The sequence below is a fragment of the Leclercia adecarboxylata genome (assembly GCF_035787115.1).
Classification (GTDB): domain Bacteria; phylum Pseudomonadota; class Gammaproteobacteria; order Enterobacterales; family Enterobacteriaceae; genus Enterobacter; species Enterobacter adecarboxylatus_E.
Genome location: NZ_JALKTL010000001.1, coordinates 209,623 through 226,123, shown reverse-complemented (window position 1 = coordinate 226,123; position 16,501 = coordinate 209,623). Strand labels below are relative to the sequence as shown.

Here is a 16,501-nt window from a genome sequence, read left to right as displayed (position 1 = left end):
CTCCGTCAGTCATCACAGCTGGCCCGCGGCGGCCATTTTCACGAAGCTGTCGTCAAAGCGCAGCTTCACGTTACCGGCGTCGCCCTGAGTGACGTCACCCGGGAAGCGCATGCCGATAAAATCGGCGCTCTGCGCCCCCTCGCCCAGCAGCCCCTTATCAAAGGAGAACGCCGCCACGCGCTGCATGGTTTTTGCCAGCTCCGGTGAGGTGACAAAGGCCAGGTTGTCCTGTGGGGTATAGAACAGATGGGTGGTTTTCAGCTGCGCCTGATAGCCCGCCAGATCGGTGCCCGACGCCGCCGCCATCGCATTCAGGGCGCTGGCGTCCTGGGCTTTCATCAGGCCCATCATCTCGTACCAGGCGCCGGTGAGCGCTTTGCCCAGCGCCGGGTTGTCCTTCAGGGTTTCGCTGTTGACCACCATCATGTCGATCAACTCCCCCGGCACCTGCGAGGAGCTGAACACCTCGGTAGTTTTCGGCGTGGCTTTAATCACCGACAGCTGCGGGTTCCAGGCCACGGCAGCCTGCACGCTGTCGGTGCCGAAGGCGGAGACGATATCCGCATCGGAGGTGTTGACCACGGTGACATCTTTTTCTGCAAGCCCGGCCTTCTCAAGGCCACGTACCAGCAGATAATGGGACACCGAGAGTTCCGGCAGGTAGATCTTCATCCCTTTCAGGTCGGTGAGGGTTTTGCCCTCGCCTTTCATCACTACGCCGTCGTTGCCTTCCGAGTAGCTGCCGAGGATCAGCGCCGTGGTGTCCACGCCGCCCGCAGCCGGGATAGTCAGCGCGTCCATATTGGTCATGGTGCAACCGTCAAACTGGCCGGCGGTATACTGGTTGATGGATTCGATGTAGTCGTTGAGCTGCACCACATTGATCTTGATGCCGTACTTGTCGGCCCACTTATCGATGATTTTACCGGTGCTGATGGTGCCCCAGGGCATCCACCCGGCGTAGATGGTCCAGCAGACGTTGAACTCTTTTTTGACGGCGGCAAAGGTGGGGAGACTGACCAGCATCGCCAGCGACAGAACAAGGGTGCGGAGTAATGGCGTTTTCTTCATGCTTGACCTCTGAGTGGCACAAAATTAGGGGGGCAGCGCGACACCGTGGGTGCTGCTGTCTCCCGGGCTTTTGTCCCGCCGTGTAACCTCTCAGAGGTCGCCAGCTCTTGGACCAGCCATTCACTAACGTGAACCGGAACCCTAGCCAGCTATTTTTCAGATTGTGTGGTGCACTGCCCTTTCACATTAGTTAAAGCAAAGGATGTGCCAGAAATTTTTTAACAGGTTTATTAGTAACTTGTATTTTGGCGAGGGTTTGTTTTCACCGTTTTGGGGAGGGTGTGCGGGAATGATGCACTGCAGTGGTGCCCGTGAGGACAGTGAGGGCGTTGGCGGAACCAGCGCCCTTTTGACAACCGTGTTACATGTTCTCTTTCTTGTCTGAGTTCATCGTCATCTGTTCGGCTGACTTGAGGTGCTGCTCCACCACGGGGATGTGCGCGTCGGCCAGGGCCTTCACCTCAGGATCCTTGATGTTTTTGGCATCACTCTGCAGTTTCGACAGCACCATCTGGTGGTCCTTGGTACCTGCGTTTTCCATATACATCTTATCGAATTCGTCGCCGCTCGCTTTTTCCAGCTTATCGGCCATCGCCTTATGATTTGCGTCCGGCTCCGTCGGCAGGGTCACGCCCTTTTTCTCAGCAACGGCCTGTACTTTGGTCAGTGCCGCGCCGTGGTCGTCAACCATCTTTTGGGCGAAGGCTTTGACGTCGCCGCTCCCGGCCTTGCTCAGCGCGAGCTTCCCGGCGGCAACTTCATTGATATTGGCCTGTGCCATATCCTTTAACGCTTTTTCATCGCCGGAGCTGAGCTTTTCGCCCGAAGCGGACGGTTTTGCGGCACTGGACTGCGCGGGGCTCGTCGTCTGCGCCTGTATGCCGACGCTACAGAACATTACTGCGACTGCCGATGCGGTCAGCAGTGTTTTCAGGGTGTTACGCTTTTGCATATTGTTCTCCTGAGGGTATGGGTAAGGTTGTTTCAGGTAGTTAACCGCGCGTCGCCTCCTGTATAAATGACAACTGCAGTTGTCAGTATAGTGGATCGCTCTTGTTCATCCTGATGGTGTGGAGGTCATTGGCGAAAACATCAAAGCCCCCGCCCCTTTATGGAGGCAGCGCTTCACATCCTGTGACCTGACCTTTTGACGCTTTAATCACTTCTATTTTACTTCTCCGAGAGAAAGTCCTGACTCGTCCGCTCACTTTTTCCTCTTCTCCTGACGCAGTACCGTGCTTCTGAACCCGGCGTGACAAAACAACGCATATTCTGTCTGCCGACAATTAACGCTATGAAATCAGGAGCAAATGATGAGTCGTTTACATACCCTCACCGAAGGTGAAGCAACCGGTAAAACCGCACAGCTGTTCAGCGCCATTAAAGGCAGTATGGGTAAAGTGCCGAACGCCTATCTGACCATTGGCACGCAGTCCCCGGAAATCCTGGGCCAGATGCTGCAGCTGAACGCCGCACTGCATAAAGGAAGTCTCAGCGCGCGTGAACTGGAAGCCATTAACCTGGCGGTAAGCGAAGCGTCTGGCTGTGATTATTGCCTTGCCGCCCATACGCTGATGGCAAAAAAAGCGGGTTACACTGACGATCAGACGCGTGAATTACGTGAAGCCCGCTTCAGTGATGATGAACACATTGATGCGCTGGTGAGGTTCGTTCAGTACCTGGTTTCATCCCGCGGTACCGTGGCGGCTGAGCGCGTTGAGGCCTTCCGTCAGGCGGGTTTCAACGATCGACAGGTCGTGGAGACGATCGGTGCCGTCAGCGCCATTCTGTTCACCAATATGGTGAACCGCGTGAACGATACCGTCGTCGATTTTCCCAAAGTGAGCTGATTATTCACAACGTTAGCGACGCAGGCGTGCGTAACCACCCCCCTCTCCTGCGAATTTGTTACCTTTTAACGGGCCCGGTGCGTAAAGCGTCGGGCCCTTGTTTGTTTATGGGACGACAGAGGCGTCACTTTCACTCGCGGAGTGAAAATTGGTGTTACAGGGGAAAGGAGAAAAAAGCGGACACCAAGACCCGCAGGGCCTTCAGATAAGGCTACAGGCTGAACTATCGGAGACGCGGGTGTCCGGGTTTGAGATGGCGTTGTACAGCATAAAGGCCAAAGATCGCCGCCAGCACCGTCATCGTCAGCTTCCACTGCGCAGCGTAGAGCGGATAAATCATGGAGGGCGCCGCGCTCGTCCAGAGCGTATGCGCCACAACGGCGGCGCCGATCCAGAAGCGTACCGGGCAGACTTTATTGGGTATCCTCGTTTTAAATCGTTCGCTTTAAACCGATCGGTTTTTTATTTTCGACGGTCTGGTTTTTCCCACGATCGGGGCGCATATTAAAACGATTGGTTTAAAATGGAGATGGCTGATGGCCCGACCCAAAAAGATAAGCAATGAAGACGTCCTGAATCGGGTGATCCCGGTCTTCTGGAAAAGCGGCCTGGCGGGCACCAGCCTCGGGCAGCTTGAGGACGCTACGGATATCAACCGCTCCAGCCTGTATGCGACCTTCTGCAGTAAGGAACAGCTGTTCGTGAGCGCGCTCCAACATTATGTCAGTCGCGCGCCGGCGCAGTTTCTACTACAAAAACAACCGTATGGCTGGGACAACATTGAAGCCTTCCTGCTGGCTGCGCCCTTCAACAACCCCGCCGTTGACGGCTGTTTTCTGGTCAACTCTTCCCGTGAGGTGGGTGCGCTCCCTGCCGAAGCGCTGACCATTGTGCGCAACTTCCGCGACGCGGTCGTGGCGCAGATAGGGTTGAACGTTCCTGAGGAGGACGCCGGCGAGAACCGCGACGTGATGGCTGATATTATCTGGTCTACCCTGGCTGAAGCCTGCCTTGAGGCGAACGATGTTCTCGACAGAGAGGCATGGCAACAGCGTGTCGCTCGTCTTCTGCAATTTCTTAAGCCTGCCCGCTAGCGATAAGCCCTCTGTCCGTGCGGAACTGAAAACGTCAGTACTCTGGAGCCTGCATGATACGTCTTGAAGATGTTACGTTGTTCGTCCGTTCCGCCGCGCTGGGCAGTTTTTCCAGCGCGGCCCGTGAAGCCGATATCCTCCCCGGCCAGGTCAGCGCCGCGGTCAACCGCCTTGAGCGGGATCTGAACAAAAGGCTGTTTGCACGCTCAACCCGCAGCCTTCGTCTCACCGCCGAGGGCGAAGCCTGGCTGCCCTATGCGCAGGAGATGCTGAATATCCTGCAGGCGGGCACTGAACGACTTCAGGGCGGCGAAAATGAAATCCAGGGTGAGCTGAAAATTTCCGTTCCGTCAGATCTCGGACGTAATGTTTTATTGCCCGTGATCACCGCGTTCTGTGAAAAACATCCTGGGGTATCGCTGCGCATCTTCATGTCCGATAACGTCAGCGATGTGTTCCGCGATCCGGTGGACGTGGCCATTCGCTACGGCGTATTGGAAAACAGCAGCTACGTTGCTCTGCCTCTGGCTGAGGATAACCGGCGCGTGCTGGTTGCCTCTCCGTCCTATCTGAATAAGCATGGCCGCCCCCGGCAGCTCGACGATCTGGTTCTGCATCACTGTCTGCTTTACACGCTGAACGGCCACGTTTATGACAAATGGACCTTCCCGGAAAATGGCGTCAGACGCCAGCTGACAGTGAGCAGCCGCATGCTGTGTGACGATGCGGATCTTGCCCGACGCTGGGCCGTGGCGGGGATGGGGATTGCGTATAAATCATGGATCGATGTCAGCGCGGACGTGGTGGCAGGCCGGCTTGAGATCCTGCTGCCGGAACAGCCCGGAGAGGGGGTACCGCTCAACTTAATCTGTCCTCACCGTAAGCAGTTCTCGCCTGCCATACGCGAACTGCACGCGCAGCTGCGTGAACAACTGAAAGCGGTAACGGCGCTGATGCATACGCATCCTGCTTTTGTACCAGACGCTCAGAACGCCCAACCCGCAAACCAGAACGCATAAGTAAAGGCCATTTCAGTGAAACGGCCTTCCCGGACTTATTTTGACAGAGTTGCGGTCATATGAACCTGATTGCCGCTATAGCTTTCGGTGATTTTATATTCTGCCCCCGCCTGCTGCGGAGGATCGTCGAACTGTCGTCTGTCCGACATCGCGGTATTGCTCTGGCGCTGACCAGTGCCTTTATGTTTGGCGGGATTAGATTTGGCAGGGCGGCAGCGTCCTGGGTTTATCCGGTCGCGGGGTTTTACGGGCTGGCAGGTATGTCTGTAGCCTTTATTTTGCTGGCGCTGGCCAGCCTGCGGCGGTCGGAAAAGCTCAGATAACCCGTGATGCTCGCGGAGCCCTGTAAAAATGAAGCCTGATCCTGATCTACTCACCAAAAGTTGGACAGAATAATCAAGGCATCTCAGAACGAGTCCATGAAATACATGGACTCTTTTTTTGTATCCTGTTTAAGCTAAATAAACGCTTCCACAGCCAGATTATCCATTCTGCTGCTTCTTACTCCATGCGCTTTCCTGTTTCATCAACACCCTGGGCAGGTTTTTCGTTACTCGCTCTGCACGTCCGTGACGGGTTTTCACCATCCACACGCGGCCAATTGCTCCCGTATCATAATGGGCGAGAGTAAAGACCTGGGCCTGACTCATCATGAGCGCCAGTTCGGGGGTGATATTGAAACTCGCCGCAACTTCATGGCGCTCAAGTTCAGGCCGACGCTTACGACGTTCAATACGAAAGCGCAGCTGGTTGTATTTTGCCCAGGCGATCAGCGCCAGATCTATAAGGCAGGCCACCAGCAGGTAGATACTCAACGTACTCAGCGTGGTGTAGAACGGCCTGGTCCCCATAAAAGGATCATGTCCAATCGCGGTTATCAGACCACTGTAAATCAGCCAGCTAAACCCCAGCCAGGCAACAATCGTTAACAGGTAATCCAGAACGCGTGGAAACAGCCGTTGTTCAGTAAAAATTAATGGTTGGATCATGGTTTTAATCTCCCAATACCGCGATCGGGACTCACCCAACGAGCTCTGCTGCGTTTGCGGCGCAGCATGACTTTCGGGAAAGCCACAAGCGTAGTGAACAGGCTCAGCATCCAGTACACCACCGGAAACCAGATAACCCAGAACAGGGACGCCGCAATACCTTTCTCGTAGCGTCTTTCAATAAACAGACTGACCGCGAACTGCAACAGACAGATCACGCCCAGCATCAGGCCAGTAAAAGCCGGTGGGAAAAGGTGCTGAACATATAAAGAATCGGGCATCGGAATAAGCAGCCCGATGAGAAACAACAGGATGCTGACGGCATAGGCAAAGGCCCATGCGGTTGACATACAAAACTCAAGAAACAGAGGCCACATGCGCCGGTACTCCCAGTTCCACAAGCGACGCATATTGACAATAAACACCTCCGCCCCCCCCTGCGCCCAGCGCAGACGCTGCTTCCAGAGCCCTTTCAGCGTCTCGGGCATCAAAATCCAACACAGCGCACGCGGTTCGAAGAAAATTGACCAGTGGCGCAGCTGTAACTTCCAGCTGATATCAATATCTTCCGTGATCATATCCGGGCTCCAGTACCCCACCTCCGCCAGGGCGCGACGGCGAAAAGCAGCAATGACACCGGAAACGGTAAAGACCTGACCATAGACGCGCTGAGTACGCTTGATGAGGCCGATGATAGATGAAAATTCCCCCACCTGGACTCGTCCAATCAGCGTTGAGCGCGTGCGGATACGCGGATTACCGGTAACGGCCCCCACGCGAGGGTGATTGAGCAGCGGTGCGACCATATAAACCGCCGCATCCTTATCCAGCAGCGCATCACCATCAATACACACCAGGAAGTCACTGCGCGCCGCCGCGGCACCCGCCTGCAGGGCTACCGCTTTGCCCTGATTTTCTGCCAGATGAATCACCCGCAGCCGCGTATATTCACTCGCTAACTTGTCCAGCACGGACGCGGTGTTGTCTATAGAACCGTCATTGATAGCAATCACTTCTATATTTTCATAACGTTGCGCCAGTGCCGCTTCGATAGTCTCACGTGCATTCAGCCCTTCGTTAAAGCACGGCACCAGAATGGAAATCAGCGGATTGCCTGCGAGCACAGGTGGCGGTGTGCCCGGCCCCCATGGCCAGTGGCGCTCGCGGTGAAGCCAGAAGTAAAGTCCACCGCTTATCCAGAGGGCCGACATAAATAACGGCCAGAAAAAGACGAAATCAAGGATCACTTCACCGGTAAAAATCACCGCCACGCCGAGCGGAAAACTGAACATCAGGCAAAGGATCAGGAAGGCGATGAGACGATCGGTCATTTTTGCGGATACCAGTAGGAGGAAAAAGCAGAACGGATCTCTGCCATCCGGGGTTGATCGTTAATGAAATCGTCCGGGTAGTAGCCATAGTTTCTGGCACCACTCAGCTTGAGCTGCCGCATCCACCCGTTAAGTATTTCACCGCTAATATCGTCCTGCCCTGCCCCCTTACGCCAGTCACGTGCCTGAAGTTCAAAAACCGTTTTATCCAGCGCGCCAGGGAAACGGGCTACCTGCCCAACGAGTCTGTCCAGCCAGGCGTTGGCATCGTTGACCGGGACATTTTCCATCAGCGGCATCGCCATCGGGGCTGTCCAGTCGTAGGTGCCGAGAAAATCATTCAGGTTCTGCGCGAACCAGGTTTCGCTCTGCGGATCCAGTACCGGCATGGCGTAAATATTGCGGGCGGTTTTGATCTGTGGGCCGCGCACGGCACGCACGGTTTGCGTGAGTTCCCGGGTAAAATCAATCAGGGCGCGACTTTTAAAGCGCGTCCAGCGCGCCAGCAGTTGCGGGTTGGCGCGGATCTGCGCGAGGTTATCCGGGAAGCCTGCTGCACGATAGGCTTTGAGCGCATCCGGGGAGGCATCCTCAAAGTCGGTCAAAAAAGCGTCATCATGGAACAGGATGCCGCTGAAGTTGGCATGGCGCGCCAGGTCCTCGTAGATGTCGTTGATTCTCTGCCGGGCAACCGCATTCCAGGGTGATAAGCGCAAATAATGGCGATTATCTGGCGCAATGCGTCCGTTTTCTTCCGACCACGCCGCGACGCGAGGCACCGAAGGGTCTAACCCAAACGCCAGGACCGGCATCCAGGCGTAAACCTTCACCCCGGCGCGGGTCTGCAACTGCCAGGAGACGAAGTTAAACAGATCCGCCCGCATAGGGAGCCAGCGACTGGGGAAATAGAGTGCATTGACGTTGCCGTCTCCTTTCGGATCGGCATAGGCCTGTAAAAAGACATGGGTTATCTTCATATCGAAAACACGCTGGATGAGCAGATCGATATTTTTACGCTGTTGAGCCTGATTTTTGTCATACACATAGTCGAGATCGACATGCATAACCCGCATGGTTTCAGGTTCTCTGACCTGAGCTATCTGGCTGGCGAAGCTACGCAGCGAAGGGTTGTTGGAAATCAGCACCCGGGGAATGTCTTCCAGCCTGGCGGCATTCGCCAGCCCCTGATTCAGGGTGAAAGCCATCTGGTAGCCATGCTGATGCGCGAGCTTCAGCGTTGTCCCGCTCGCCGCACCGTAGGGCCAGACCCAGGCTCGCGGTGCTTTCCCGGTGACCTCTTTGATTTTGCCCGTAATGCGCGACAGGTCGGCATTTATACGCTTTTCAAACTGTGCATCCGTTTCGTACTGTCCGCTGGTTTTATTGTATAAACGGTTAGCGACTGCGGGCTCCTTACTGCCTTGCGGATTGGCCTGAAGGCCGTAATGGGATGCCCAGGTGTGCGCACCCACTTCCACGAGCCCCGACTCGCTGGCCTCGCGTACCATCTTCCAGGTGGCAAATTTTTCCCGCGGCGTCTGTAGTCCGCCAAAATCCACCCGCGAATGTTCCGGTGCATCCACCCAACTGCCGACAGGCGCCCACAGAGCAGGCCATTTGAACAACCGAAGCAGCGGCAGAACGCGCGTCGAGAAGCTGCTGTATCCATCATCAAAGGTCAGCATCACCGCCTTTTCAGGCAAGGTGATTTTTCCGGCATGGGCATCCAGCACCTGCTGCACGCTAATCGGGTGGTAGCCGTTGTCATGCAACCAGGCAAACTGGTCGTTCAGGGCGCTGGTGCGTACGGACAGATAACGCTGATCGGCGGCACCGTCCTCCACGTCATGCCAGCCCAGCACCAGAAAGCTGTTTGTGGGCCAGCGTTGGTCCGCATACAGCGCCGGACGCTCGGCGGGAGGAAGGTAACGCGGTGCCGCGGCCAATGCACACATGCTCATCATCATCCACCCGACGATTACCCTCGCGGCGAGAAGCCATCGTTTCATCATGAAGCGCCCTTAAAACCTGACATTCAGATCAAATGCGAGGGCAATATTGCGCTCCCGCTTCCCGTCGTAAGGACGCTTATCCCAGGTCAGTTTCACCCCGGCATCCACTACGTTATTCCATTGAATACGCTGCCCGTAACCAAACTGATTGATGGCCCCAGCGCTGTACCCTTTTTGCCAGTAACCGCCCGCTCCCGCTTCAAATTGCTGCTTCCAGACCGTGTCGTAATGGCGGTACAGCACCTGCTCGGCGCGCAGCCCTGCAACCGCCGAAACATCACGTTTGGGGTTGTAATAAGGCACATTTTCTTTGCTGTTATGGCTGCCGCTGATGCCAGGGATAAAATCGAGCGTAAAGCGTGGCAGCGTCCAGAGGCGTTCTTTACCGCTGAGGCCGTACTCCAGTCGATCGTTGCCGTCGGTGAAATGGGCGCCGAAAAGCGAAAGTTGATATTCTCGTCGTTCGTTCTGATACCAGCGTAGCCACAGATCGCCACCGTTGGCGTTGACCCCATTGCGCAGGGCACGCAGCGGCGTGTTACGGGATAACCGCTCCGCCGAGCCTCCGACCCGCCAGCTGTCACTGAAATCGTACCAGCCGGAGAGGCGTCCGCCGATTTTCTGATCGGAGCCATCGTTGCGCCCTGAGATCTCCATTTCGGCCCAGATATCCCTTGACGTCCATTCCGCGCCCGCCAGCAGATCCCGGCTTATTCCCTTCCCCTCCTCAAACTCGCCGCGGGCAAAGTTGTAGCCGGTAAACAGTCGCCAGTTTTGGTTAACAGGCGGGCTGTAAAGCGCAGTGTTGAGGGTAAAATCATGTTTGCCACTGACCGGGTTATCGGATGCGATGCCCTGAGACCCGGCTATCCGCAGTTCAGCTTTGTTATGCACCGCCATCAGTCGTTCAAGCTGTAACGTGGCGACGTCATCCGGGCTGCGGGTGACCACATCTTTCGTTAGTTCGTCGGCCTGCTGCCACTCCTGTAGCTCCATGGCTGCCCATGCTTGTTGCCTTTCCAGCGCCAGGTTGCTGGGTTCAATGACTTCGGCAAGCTTAAGTTCGCGTTCTGCGGCACGAGGTAATCCTCTCGCCAGCAGCACTGACGCATAGGCAATACGCAGTGCCTGGTTACCCGATCCAGTACGCGCCAATCGCTCCGCATGCTTCTCGGCTGCCGGCAAATTATTAATGGCCACCAGATAATCGGTTTGTAAGGTTCTGGCCAGCAGCCAGCTGTCATTGGGCTGCGGCGTGGGAGAACCATAGAACCGTCGCAAGTAAGGGCTCTCGTTACTGAATGCATCCAGTTGCTGCTTCGCTTCGTCGAAATGATTGTTATCGAGCCGGGCATACAGCAGTTCCTGTTGATCGTCCATGGTCAGCGGCGTTGATGCCAGGGTTGAGCCACGCGGAAAATAGATGCTTTCAAGCAGCGATTCGGCTTTGTCCGGCTGCTTCTGCGCAAGGTATGCAGAAGCAGCCCATCTTCTGGCGTAGTCAGGAACAGGCGTTCCTTCCGCCTCGAGCGATTCAAATTCGGCGACCGCTTCATCCGTGCGTTTACGGATCACCAGCGCCCCCAGCCGGTCAGTTCTGGCGCGTCGCACATCAGCTTGCGCCTCGGGATTTTCTTTCCATGCGGCAATCAGCGCGTCATAGCGAGCCAGAGCTTTATCTGCCACCAGAAATCGTTCGTCTTCATTGCGGGTGGGGGTGAACGCAGCGCGGACGGTTTGCGCCGCCGCATCCAGTTCAAGTTGACGTGCAATGGCATCAGACTGCGGGAAGCGCTCAGAAAGGGTCAGCGCGGGGCCGGCAATGCGGCTGGCGGACATAGCAGCCAACAGCGTGGGCACCACGTTTTTGTTGTGGTCTGAATCGGTATCGAGGTGGCTGGCCGCCAGTACTGAATCCCAGTTTTTCCCCTGAGCATGATAAACATACGCCAGCAGTGCCTCTCTCTCTGGCCCCGGCTCCTCTTCTACCCAGCGCCGGGCTTCGGTAACGGCCTGCTCGTTGCGATGGGCATCTGCGAGCGTCATTATCCAGCCGGTGCGGGCGTCGCTATTGCCGGGATCATCATGCAGAACGGTTTCCCAGACGGCCAGCGAGGCATTCCACTGCTTCTGGTTACGCAGCGCGCGGGCGGCAGCGACTTGCCCTCTGGCAGGTATAGCCATGTTTTGGCGATAACGATCCCACACCGCCAGCGTCTCAACGTCATTATTGGCCCATGAGGAAACCTGAAGCCAGTCAGCAATCTCGCCCGCCGTTAACTGGGTTTGCTTTTCCCGCACGGCAAGATATTGCAATAAAGGCTGGCGGTCGCCATCCCGTGCCTGAATAATAAGTTCGTCGTAATCTGACGTCTGGGCGTATACCCATGTCGGGAATAACATGCTCACCATTAATAAGTATCGTCCTGAACGCAAGGGTTTAATAACGCAAGAGGAGCAGAAAACTCTGAGCATAGCTATGCCTTTATCTCTGTTTTAACGTGAGCTTTTCATTTATTCATGGCTAAAAGATGACGAAAATTCAATAGCTAAACAAGGAACAAAAAAGTACAGGTAAATTTAAAATGTCATGCTTTTTCGTATTTATTTTTATCCAGGCAAGCACTGTATATTTACAAAAACACCTGAATACCGCTCAAAAAATTTAGCAGCCACGCTTACCTTTTACCAACACATAAAAATAAAAAAACACGCCGCAGCGTGCTTTTCATGCTAATTTCATTCTTTCGTATTAGATCTTTTCTGCATACTAAGTAAAATGGCCTGGCAAACGTCTGTCAAAAATTCTTATCCAGAGAAAGCGTGACATTCCTCTGTCGATAATCATAGAAATCGATATTGCTGTCGACCTGCTTCCAGGTGAAATTCAGTTTCGGCATAACCCCAAAGAAATAGAGGTTACGATGCCAGAGCGAGAGGTTATAGATCTGTTCGTTATCTTTGCGTCGCGTCGAGAAGATGTCGCTGTCGGCCTGGTAATTGCGTCTGGCAATGGCCGTGGTGGCGGCAAAAGAGAGTTGCCAGGGCATATCAACCTGCACCCCGCTGCGCAAACCTACCCGATGGTTAGATTCACTGCGAGTGAAGGTCTGCTGATCGAGCAGATCGAAGCCGGCAAATCCTGACACCCGGTTACTGAAGGCATGGGACAGGGTCGTGGAAGAGTAACGATTTTGCCCGCGCAAGAATCGATAATCTTCATCATCATAATCCAGTTTCTGGTATTCCAGCGCCTGACTCACCTGCCAGGTGGGCGTGAGTAAATAACTGTATTCGGCGCGGACGCCAGGACCAGAAGAATACGCCTCGGTGCCATACCATCTTTTTTCATAAAAAGGCAACAGGGCAAATTGTTGGCGGAAATTACGCCATTGATATCCAGCATATGCACGGGTGGTAATATCATCAAAATCATGGTTATTCCAGTAACTCTTTCCGTTTACCGTACCAAGAAATCGCAAGCCATGCTGGTCGTAGAGTTGAACATCTTTTTGTAAAGCGCCATTGAACCAGAAACCTTCTCCGCGCTGAGGGAAACTATCCTTATTTCGAATAAACAGACGATCGCCAACCCGAATGGTTTTACCCGATGACGCATTATTCACATTGCTGTCATTCAGATAACTCACGCTGAATGATCCCGTTAGTGCGCTGCCTTTCTGAATGCGCTCAAGATATTGTGCAATGACCTGCTGAATATTCTCAGGCGGATTGCTTTGTAATACACGACGAAATTGATAATCAGCCGCGTCAAACTGACGATTCTCAAACATGGCACGCGCTAAATCCAGACGCACCGCAGCAAACTCAGGATGCCTGCTCAGAATAGCGCGATAGTATTCAATCGCCTCTGCATAATCCCCCTGACTGCGCGCCAGACCGGCTTTTGCAAAATGAATCAGGGTAGGATCCGGATCGGGTGACGCCGCATAGACAGGCAAAATGGCACGAACCATCGGCCACTTTTCTTCACGAATGGCCTGATCGAGCAGCGCCATCGCCAGCTGTGGCTGTTCCGCCAGTTGAGCATTGGTAACATGCAGCGTTTTTTCGCCAGGCCCGGCGCGCTTGTCCGGCGTGGTCAGTCGTTCAAAGTGGGGAGCAGCCGGAATCGAGTCGATTTCCGGCGGCGCAGCAAACGCAATGCTGAGCGGGCACAGCAAACTCAGTGCGCCAGTACGCAAAATATTCATAGAATGGCTTACCATCTGAAGGTCCGGTCAGCCAGGCTGACCGGAAAACGATTTATTGACGCGTCGCGCCAAAGGAAGCGTTTTTAGTCGTGTCTGCAAACTGCGCCAGACCGCCTAACTCTTCAGCCGCGGGACCATTGAAATGTCCGGTGAACGTCCCCGCCTGCCCGCCGGATTGCGCATTACCGGTGAAACCACCGTTGGCAATGTTGCCCTGCATCGCAACTTCGCTACCAAAGGTATCATTTCCGCTAATGGTGCCGTTGATGGTTTTCGCCGCGAAATCAATGTCAAAGCGCGCATCACTCAGGGTACTTTCACGCATTCCGTGGCCCACATAGGTCGCCGTTCCCTGGGTTGGCACGTTAGCTGCGAGCGTGGCATCCCCGGTGTAGAAGACGTCATGCTGACCTGTTTCAAACTGTGTCCAGGTACCGAACGTGGTGTAACTCATTCGGCCACAGCACCATGCTGTTGAAGAGACCGGGGTATGGTCGTCGCGGGTGAGCCGCTGGGTTTGCACCAGGCCCGCAGAGATCCCGGTGCCGCGCATAACATATTCACGGCCCTCAGGGGTGGTGTAGGTCCAACCAGAAATAGTACCGCCGGTGGTCAGGCTGACCGGTGCCGTGGCAGGGGTTTCCGGTGTGGTATCCGTATTGCCGTTATCCGTTTGCACAGGCGCAGTGGTTACCGGGGGCGTGCTGTCGCCACCACCACCACCGCCACCGCCACCACCACATGCAGTCAGCACAAAAGCGGTCAGTAATAAACCAGGTTTTAAGATCCCCATACGCTAAACGTCCTTGGTTGTGAATAAATTCGCAGGATTTGTAACATAATTTTTGCGGATTAATTTACGGCAAAACATTCGGCATCCCTAATTATTCGTCCTTATTTCCGTTAATTCTAAGATTAGTCTTAACAACCACTTATACTACGTTGCGCCTGTGGATCAGTTAACCGGCGTTAATTTGACTTAAGTCGAATAATTAGCGCTTTTATCACGGGCTTTCTATTATGCGCCCTTATTTACCCTCACTCCTGCTTATTACAAATAATATAGCTCTGGTATTAATATTTTTTCTCCATTTATTATTTCCTAAAGGAATAACGCTGAACTTATTTTAAACCCTATATCATCAGACTGCGTTCAACCAACAAACCACTTCCGCCGCGGTGGGTTATATTGCCCGTGCCTCGCTGCCCTCTCAGCAGTAAACGCTGGGTCAGCCTACCCTTGAAATCCTCTCTGCAGGAGAGCGCCTGAGCCGTAAAGCACTATGCGGCAGGCTTCCAGCAAAATCTGCTCAGTCAAACGATCCGGTGCAGGGTCTGAACTCAGTAATGGTCCGCTCTGTGCCAGAAGCGGACGTTCCGGCTTCAGAAATCTGCCAGCCAATGGCCAGCAGATTTTTTAGGATATTAGTTACGCGCTGCAATAACCGCAGCGGCACCGCCCATAGCAACCGCGCCAAGACGGTTAGCCATTTTCACAGCTTTAGGAGTACGTAATAAAACTCGGGCCCTGTGTGCCATGAAAGTCCAGGTAAGATCGATTGCCGCTAATGTAGCCAGTGTAATGCTTGCCAGAATTGCCCATTCACTTACACCTGCTTTTGGCAAATCGATAAATGATGGAAGAAGCGCAAGGTAGAAAACCATGATCTTAGGGTTGCCCAAAGTTAATGCCATGCCAGCGCTAAACATTGACCATGAAGATGTCCGTTGCGGTAGTTCGTCTGCTTTTTCATTTACGGGCTTACGCCACATTTTAAACGCAAGCCAGCAGAGATATACGATGCTGACCCATTTCAGAATATAAAAGCCTGTCTGGAATGTTTGTGCGAGGGTTGTAAGGCCAGCCATAGCCATAGAGAGCCAGATAACCTCACCTATCCACATTGCAGCGATAAAAGGTATTACATTGCGCCAGCCATTCGTAATCACCCTGGAAACAAGGGCTGCGATGCTGGGGCCAGGTACTCCTGCATTTAAAAAGAGAGCACCGGCAAACAGAAAATAAGGAATTAATTCCACTGTTGACCTCACTGATTGCGCCTTTAAGGATATTTACACCCTGGCTGCATAATATTAAAGCAGGTAAATGCTCTGTAATGAACTGTCTGGAGCTCAACCGACAATAATCTGGATACCAGTGCAATGGCCCCCGTTGGTCGGATGGAAGTCAACAGAACAGGCTGTAACCACGACATACAGATCCGTTTCTGCCAGCAATATTACATTCCCTCCAGGGGGATTGTCAGAAGCCAGTACCTCAAGCTTACCGTCTGCCTGCGGTTCTGAACGCTGGAAGAAATTAACCGGGTCCGGGACAACAGGAAGTGAGATGTCCACCTTCAGGAGAGCTGAAAGCATGTTGTCGCGACAGTTGGGATGATCGAGCAGGCCTGCACGTTCGTAAAGGCCTGGGTTACACGCCGGGAAAAGCATATCATGCGGGCACGGTGAATTATCCTGTATAAAGGTGAGGAGGGGCCTGCCTTTCTCGCTATAAAAAGATTCCCCGGTGGCGGGAAATAATCGCTCAGTTATGTCCCGTGTCTGTGATGTGCTGATCCAGTCTTTTTCTCCAGCATCAACGGAAATCGCCCACAAGTCAGCAACCTGCTGACCTTCTGGATCAATAACACGGAACGTTTGACCTTTAGTAACCCAAAAGCCCCGGCCTTCCTGTGCTGGAATATCAATCTTTAACTGCTCACTCATTTCCTAAAATCCATTCTGGTTATAAGTTTTAAAGGTTAACAAAACTGATGTGGCATGCCTAACGAATGGTTAGTTGGGATAAAAACCAGCCTGGCAAAAAATTGAATTTGCCTTCAAGATGTCCGCTCCTGCTCATAGCAGTCCTCGCAACACTGCAGGCGGTCCGCTGTGTGCCAGAAGCGGACGGTTTC

General features: G+C 53.9%; 14 protein-coding genes and 1 riboswitch. Of the genes, 4 read left to right on the top strand and 10 right to left on the bottom strand.

Annotated elements, in window-relative coordinates:
- Window positions 1-12: 12 nt before the first annotated feature.
- Both MXM41_RS01110 and MXM41_RS01105 read right to left on the bottom strand, forming a co-directional pair.
- Window positions 13-1,071: a putative urea ABC transporter substrate-binding protein gene (locus tag MXM41_RS01110; protein WP_325929384.1), complete on the bottom strand. Its 1,059-nt coding sequence runs from the start codon at window positions 1,069-1,071 to the stop codon at window positions 13-15.
- A gap of 57 nt (window positions 1,072-1,128) precedes the next feature.
- A riboswitch (guanidine-I (ykkC/yxkD leader) is annotated at window positions 1,129-1,227 on the bottom strand.
- A 205-nt stretch (window positions 1,228-1,432) separates the two neighbouring features.
- Complete coding sequence (locus tag MXM41_RS01105) at window positions 1,433-2,023, bottom strand: DUF4142 domain-containing protein (protein WP_325929383.1); 591 nt, start codon at window positions 2,021-2,023, stop codon at window positions 1,433-1,435.
- Window positions 2,024-2,384: 361 nt separating this feature from the next.
- Between MXM41_RS01105 and MXM41_RS01100 the strand changes: the two genes are divergently transcribed.
- From MXM41_RS01100 to MXM41_RS01085, 4 genes are all read left to right on the top strand, one after another.
- Window positions 2,385-2,921: a carboxymuconolactone decarboxylase family protein gene (locus MXM41_RS01100; protein ID WP_325929382.1), complete on the top strand. Its 537-nt coding sequence runs from the start codon at window positions 2,385-2,387 to the stop codon at window positions 2,919-2,921.
- Window positions 2,922-3,457: 536 nt separating this feature from the next.
- Window positions 3,458-4,015, top strand: a complete 558-nt coding sequence (locus MXM41_RS01095) for a TetR/AcrR family transcriptional regulator (protein WP_325929380.1) — start codon at window positions 3,458-3,460, stop codon at window positions 4,013-4,015.
- 53 nt (window positions 4,016-4,068) lie between these two features.
- Entirely contained in the window at window positions 4,069-5,034 is a 966-nt protein-coding gene (locus tag MXM41_RS01090; protein ID WP_325929379.1) for a LysR family transcriptional regulator, read from the top strand.
- Window positions 5,035-5,093: 59 nt separating this feature from the next.
- On the top strand, window positions 5,094-5,357 hold the full coding sequence (locus MXM41_RS01085) for a hypothetical protein (protein ID WP_325929378.1): 264 nt from the start codon (window positions 5,094-5,096) through the stop codon (window positions 5,355-5,357).
- A gap of 159 nt (window positions 5,358-5,516) precedes the next feature.
- On the opposite strand, the gene pgaD is transcribed toward MXM41_RS01085, so the two are convergent.
- From pgaD to MXM41_RS01045, 8 genes are all read right to left on the bottom strand, one after another.
- Window positions 5,517-6,023: a poly-beta-1,6-N-acetyl-D-glucosamine biosynthesis protein PgaD gene (pgaD, locus tag MXM41_RS01080; RefSeq protein ID WP_325929376.1), complete on the bottom strand. Its 507-nt coding sequence runs from the start codon at window positions 6,021-6,023 to the stop codon at window positions 5,517-5,519.
- Window positions 6,020-7,354 (bottom strand): poly-beta-1,6-N-acetyl-D-glucosamine synthase, encoded by a 1,335-nt coding sequence (gene pgaC / locus MXM41_RS01075; protein WP_325929375.1) that lies wholly within the window; start codon window positions 7,352-7,354, stop codon window positions 6,020-6,022. The genes pgaD and pgaC overlap by 4 nt, the downstream gene beginning before the upstream one ends.
- Window positions 7,351-9,366, bottom strand: coding sequence for a poly-beta-1,6-N-acetyl-D-glucosamine N-deacetylase PgaB (pgaB, locus tag MXM41_RS01070; protein ID WP_325929374.1), 2,016 nt, complete (start codon window positions 9,364-9,366; stop codon window positions 7,351-7,353). The genes pgaC and pgaB overlap by 4 nt, the downstream gene beginning before the upstream one ends.
- Before the next feature lie 9 nt (window positions 9,367-9,375).
- The gene (pgaA, locus tag MXM41_RS01065) at window positions 9,376-11,778 is read right to left on the bottom strand and encodes a poly-beta-1,6 N-acetyl-D-glucosamine export porin PgaA (RefSeq protein ID WP_325929373.1); all 2,403 of its coding nucleotides are present in this window, start codon (window positions 11,776-11,778) and stop codon (window positions 9,376-9,378) included.
- Window positions 11,779-12,164: 386 nt separating this feature from the next.
- A complete protein-coding gene (locus tag MXM41_RS01060; RefSeq protein ID WP_325929372.1) occupies window positions 12,165-13,580 on the bottom strand; it encodes a porin family protein in 1,416 nt (471 codons plus the stop codon).
- A gap of 52 nt (window positions 13,581-13,632) precedes the next feature.
- Window positions 13,633-14,373, bottom strand: a complete 741-nt coding sequence (locus tag MXM41_RS01055) for a Slam-dependent surface lipoprotein (protein ID WP_325929371.1) — start codon at window positions 14,371-14,373, stop codon at window positions 13,633-13,635.
- Window positions 14,374-15,005: 632 nt separating this feature from the next.
- Entirely contained in the window at window positions 15,006-15,620 is a 615-nt protein-coding gene (locus MXM41_RS01050; protein WP_325929370.1) for a LysE family translocator, read from the bottom strand.
- 93 nt (window positions 15,621-15,713) lie between these two features.
- The gene (locus tag MXM41_RS01045; RefSeq protein ID WP_325929369.1) at window positions 15,714-16,310 is read right to left on the bottom strand and encodes an urea carboxylase-associated family protein; all 597 of its coding nucleotides are present in this window, start codon (window positions 16,308-16,310) and stop codon (window positions 15,714-15,716) included.
- Window positions 16,311-16,501 lie beyond the last annotated feature (191 nt).

Excerpts from the sequence above, each read along its gene's own strand:
- MXM41_RS01110 (WP_325929384.1), bottom strand. The coding sequence starts at position 1,071 with ATGAAGAAAACGCCATTACTCCGCACCCTTGTTCTGTCGCTGGCGATG.
- MXM41_RS01105 (WP_325929383.1), bottom strand. The coding sequence starts at position 2,023 with ATGCAAAAGCGTAACACCCTGAAAACACTGCTGACCGCATCGGCAGTC.
- MXM41_RS01100 (WP_325929382.1), top strand. The coding sequence starts at position 2,385 with ATGAGTCGTTTACATACCCTCACCGAAGGTGAAGCAACCGGTAAAACC.
- MXM41_RS01095 (WP_325929380.1), top strand. The coding sequence starts at position 3,458 with ATGGCCCGACCCAAAAAGATAAGCAATGAAGACGTCCTGAATCGGGTG.
- MXM41_RS01090 (WP_325929379.1), top strand. The coding sequence starts at position 4,069 with ATGATACGTCTTGAAGATGTTACGTTGTTCGTCCGTTCCGCCGCGCTG.
- MXM41_RS01085 (WP_325929378.1), top strand. The coding sequence starts at position 5,094 with ATGAACCTGATTGCCGCTATAGCTTTCGGTGATTTTATATTCTGCCCC.
- pgaD (WP_325929376.1), bottom strand. The coding sequence starts at position 6,023 with ATGATCCAACCATTAATTTTTACTGAACAACGGCTGTTTCCACGCGTT.
- pgaC (WP_325929375.1), bottom strand. The coding sequence starts at position 7,354 with ATGACCGATCGTCTCATCGCCTTCCTGATCCTTTGCCTGATGTTCAGT.
- pgaB (WP_325929374.1), bottom strand. The coding sequence starts at position 9,366 with ATGATGAAACGATGGCTTCTCGCCGCGAGGGTAATCGTCGGGTGGATG.
- pgaA (WP_325929373.1), bottom strand. The coding sequence starts at position 11,778 with ATGGTGAGCATGTTATTCCCGACATGGGTATACGCCCAGACGTCAGAT.
- MXM41_RS01060 (WP_325929372.1), bottom strand. The coding sequence starts at position 13,580 with ATGAATATTTTGCGTACTGGCGCACTGAGTTTGCTGTGCCCGCTCAGC.
- MXM41_RS01055 (WP_325929371.1), bottom strand. The coding sequence starts at position 14,373 with ATGGGGATCTTAAAACCTGGTTTATTACTGACCGCTTTTGTGCTGACT.
- MXM41_RS01045 (WP_325929369.1), bottom strand. The coding sequence starts at position 16,310 with ATGAGTGAGCAGTTAAAGATTGATATTCCAGCACAGGAAGGCCGGGGC.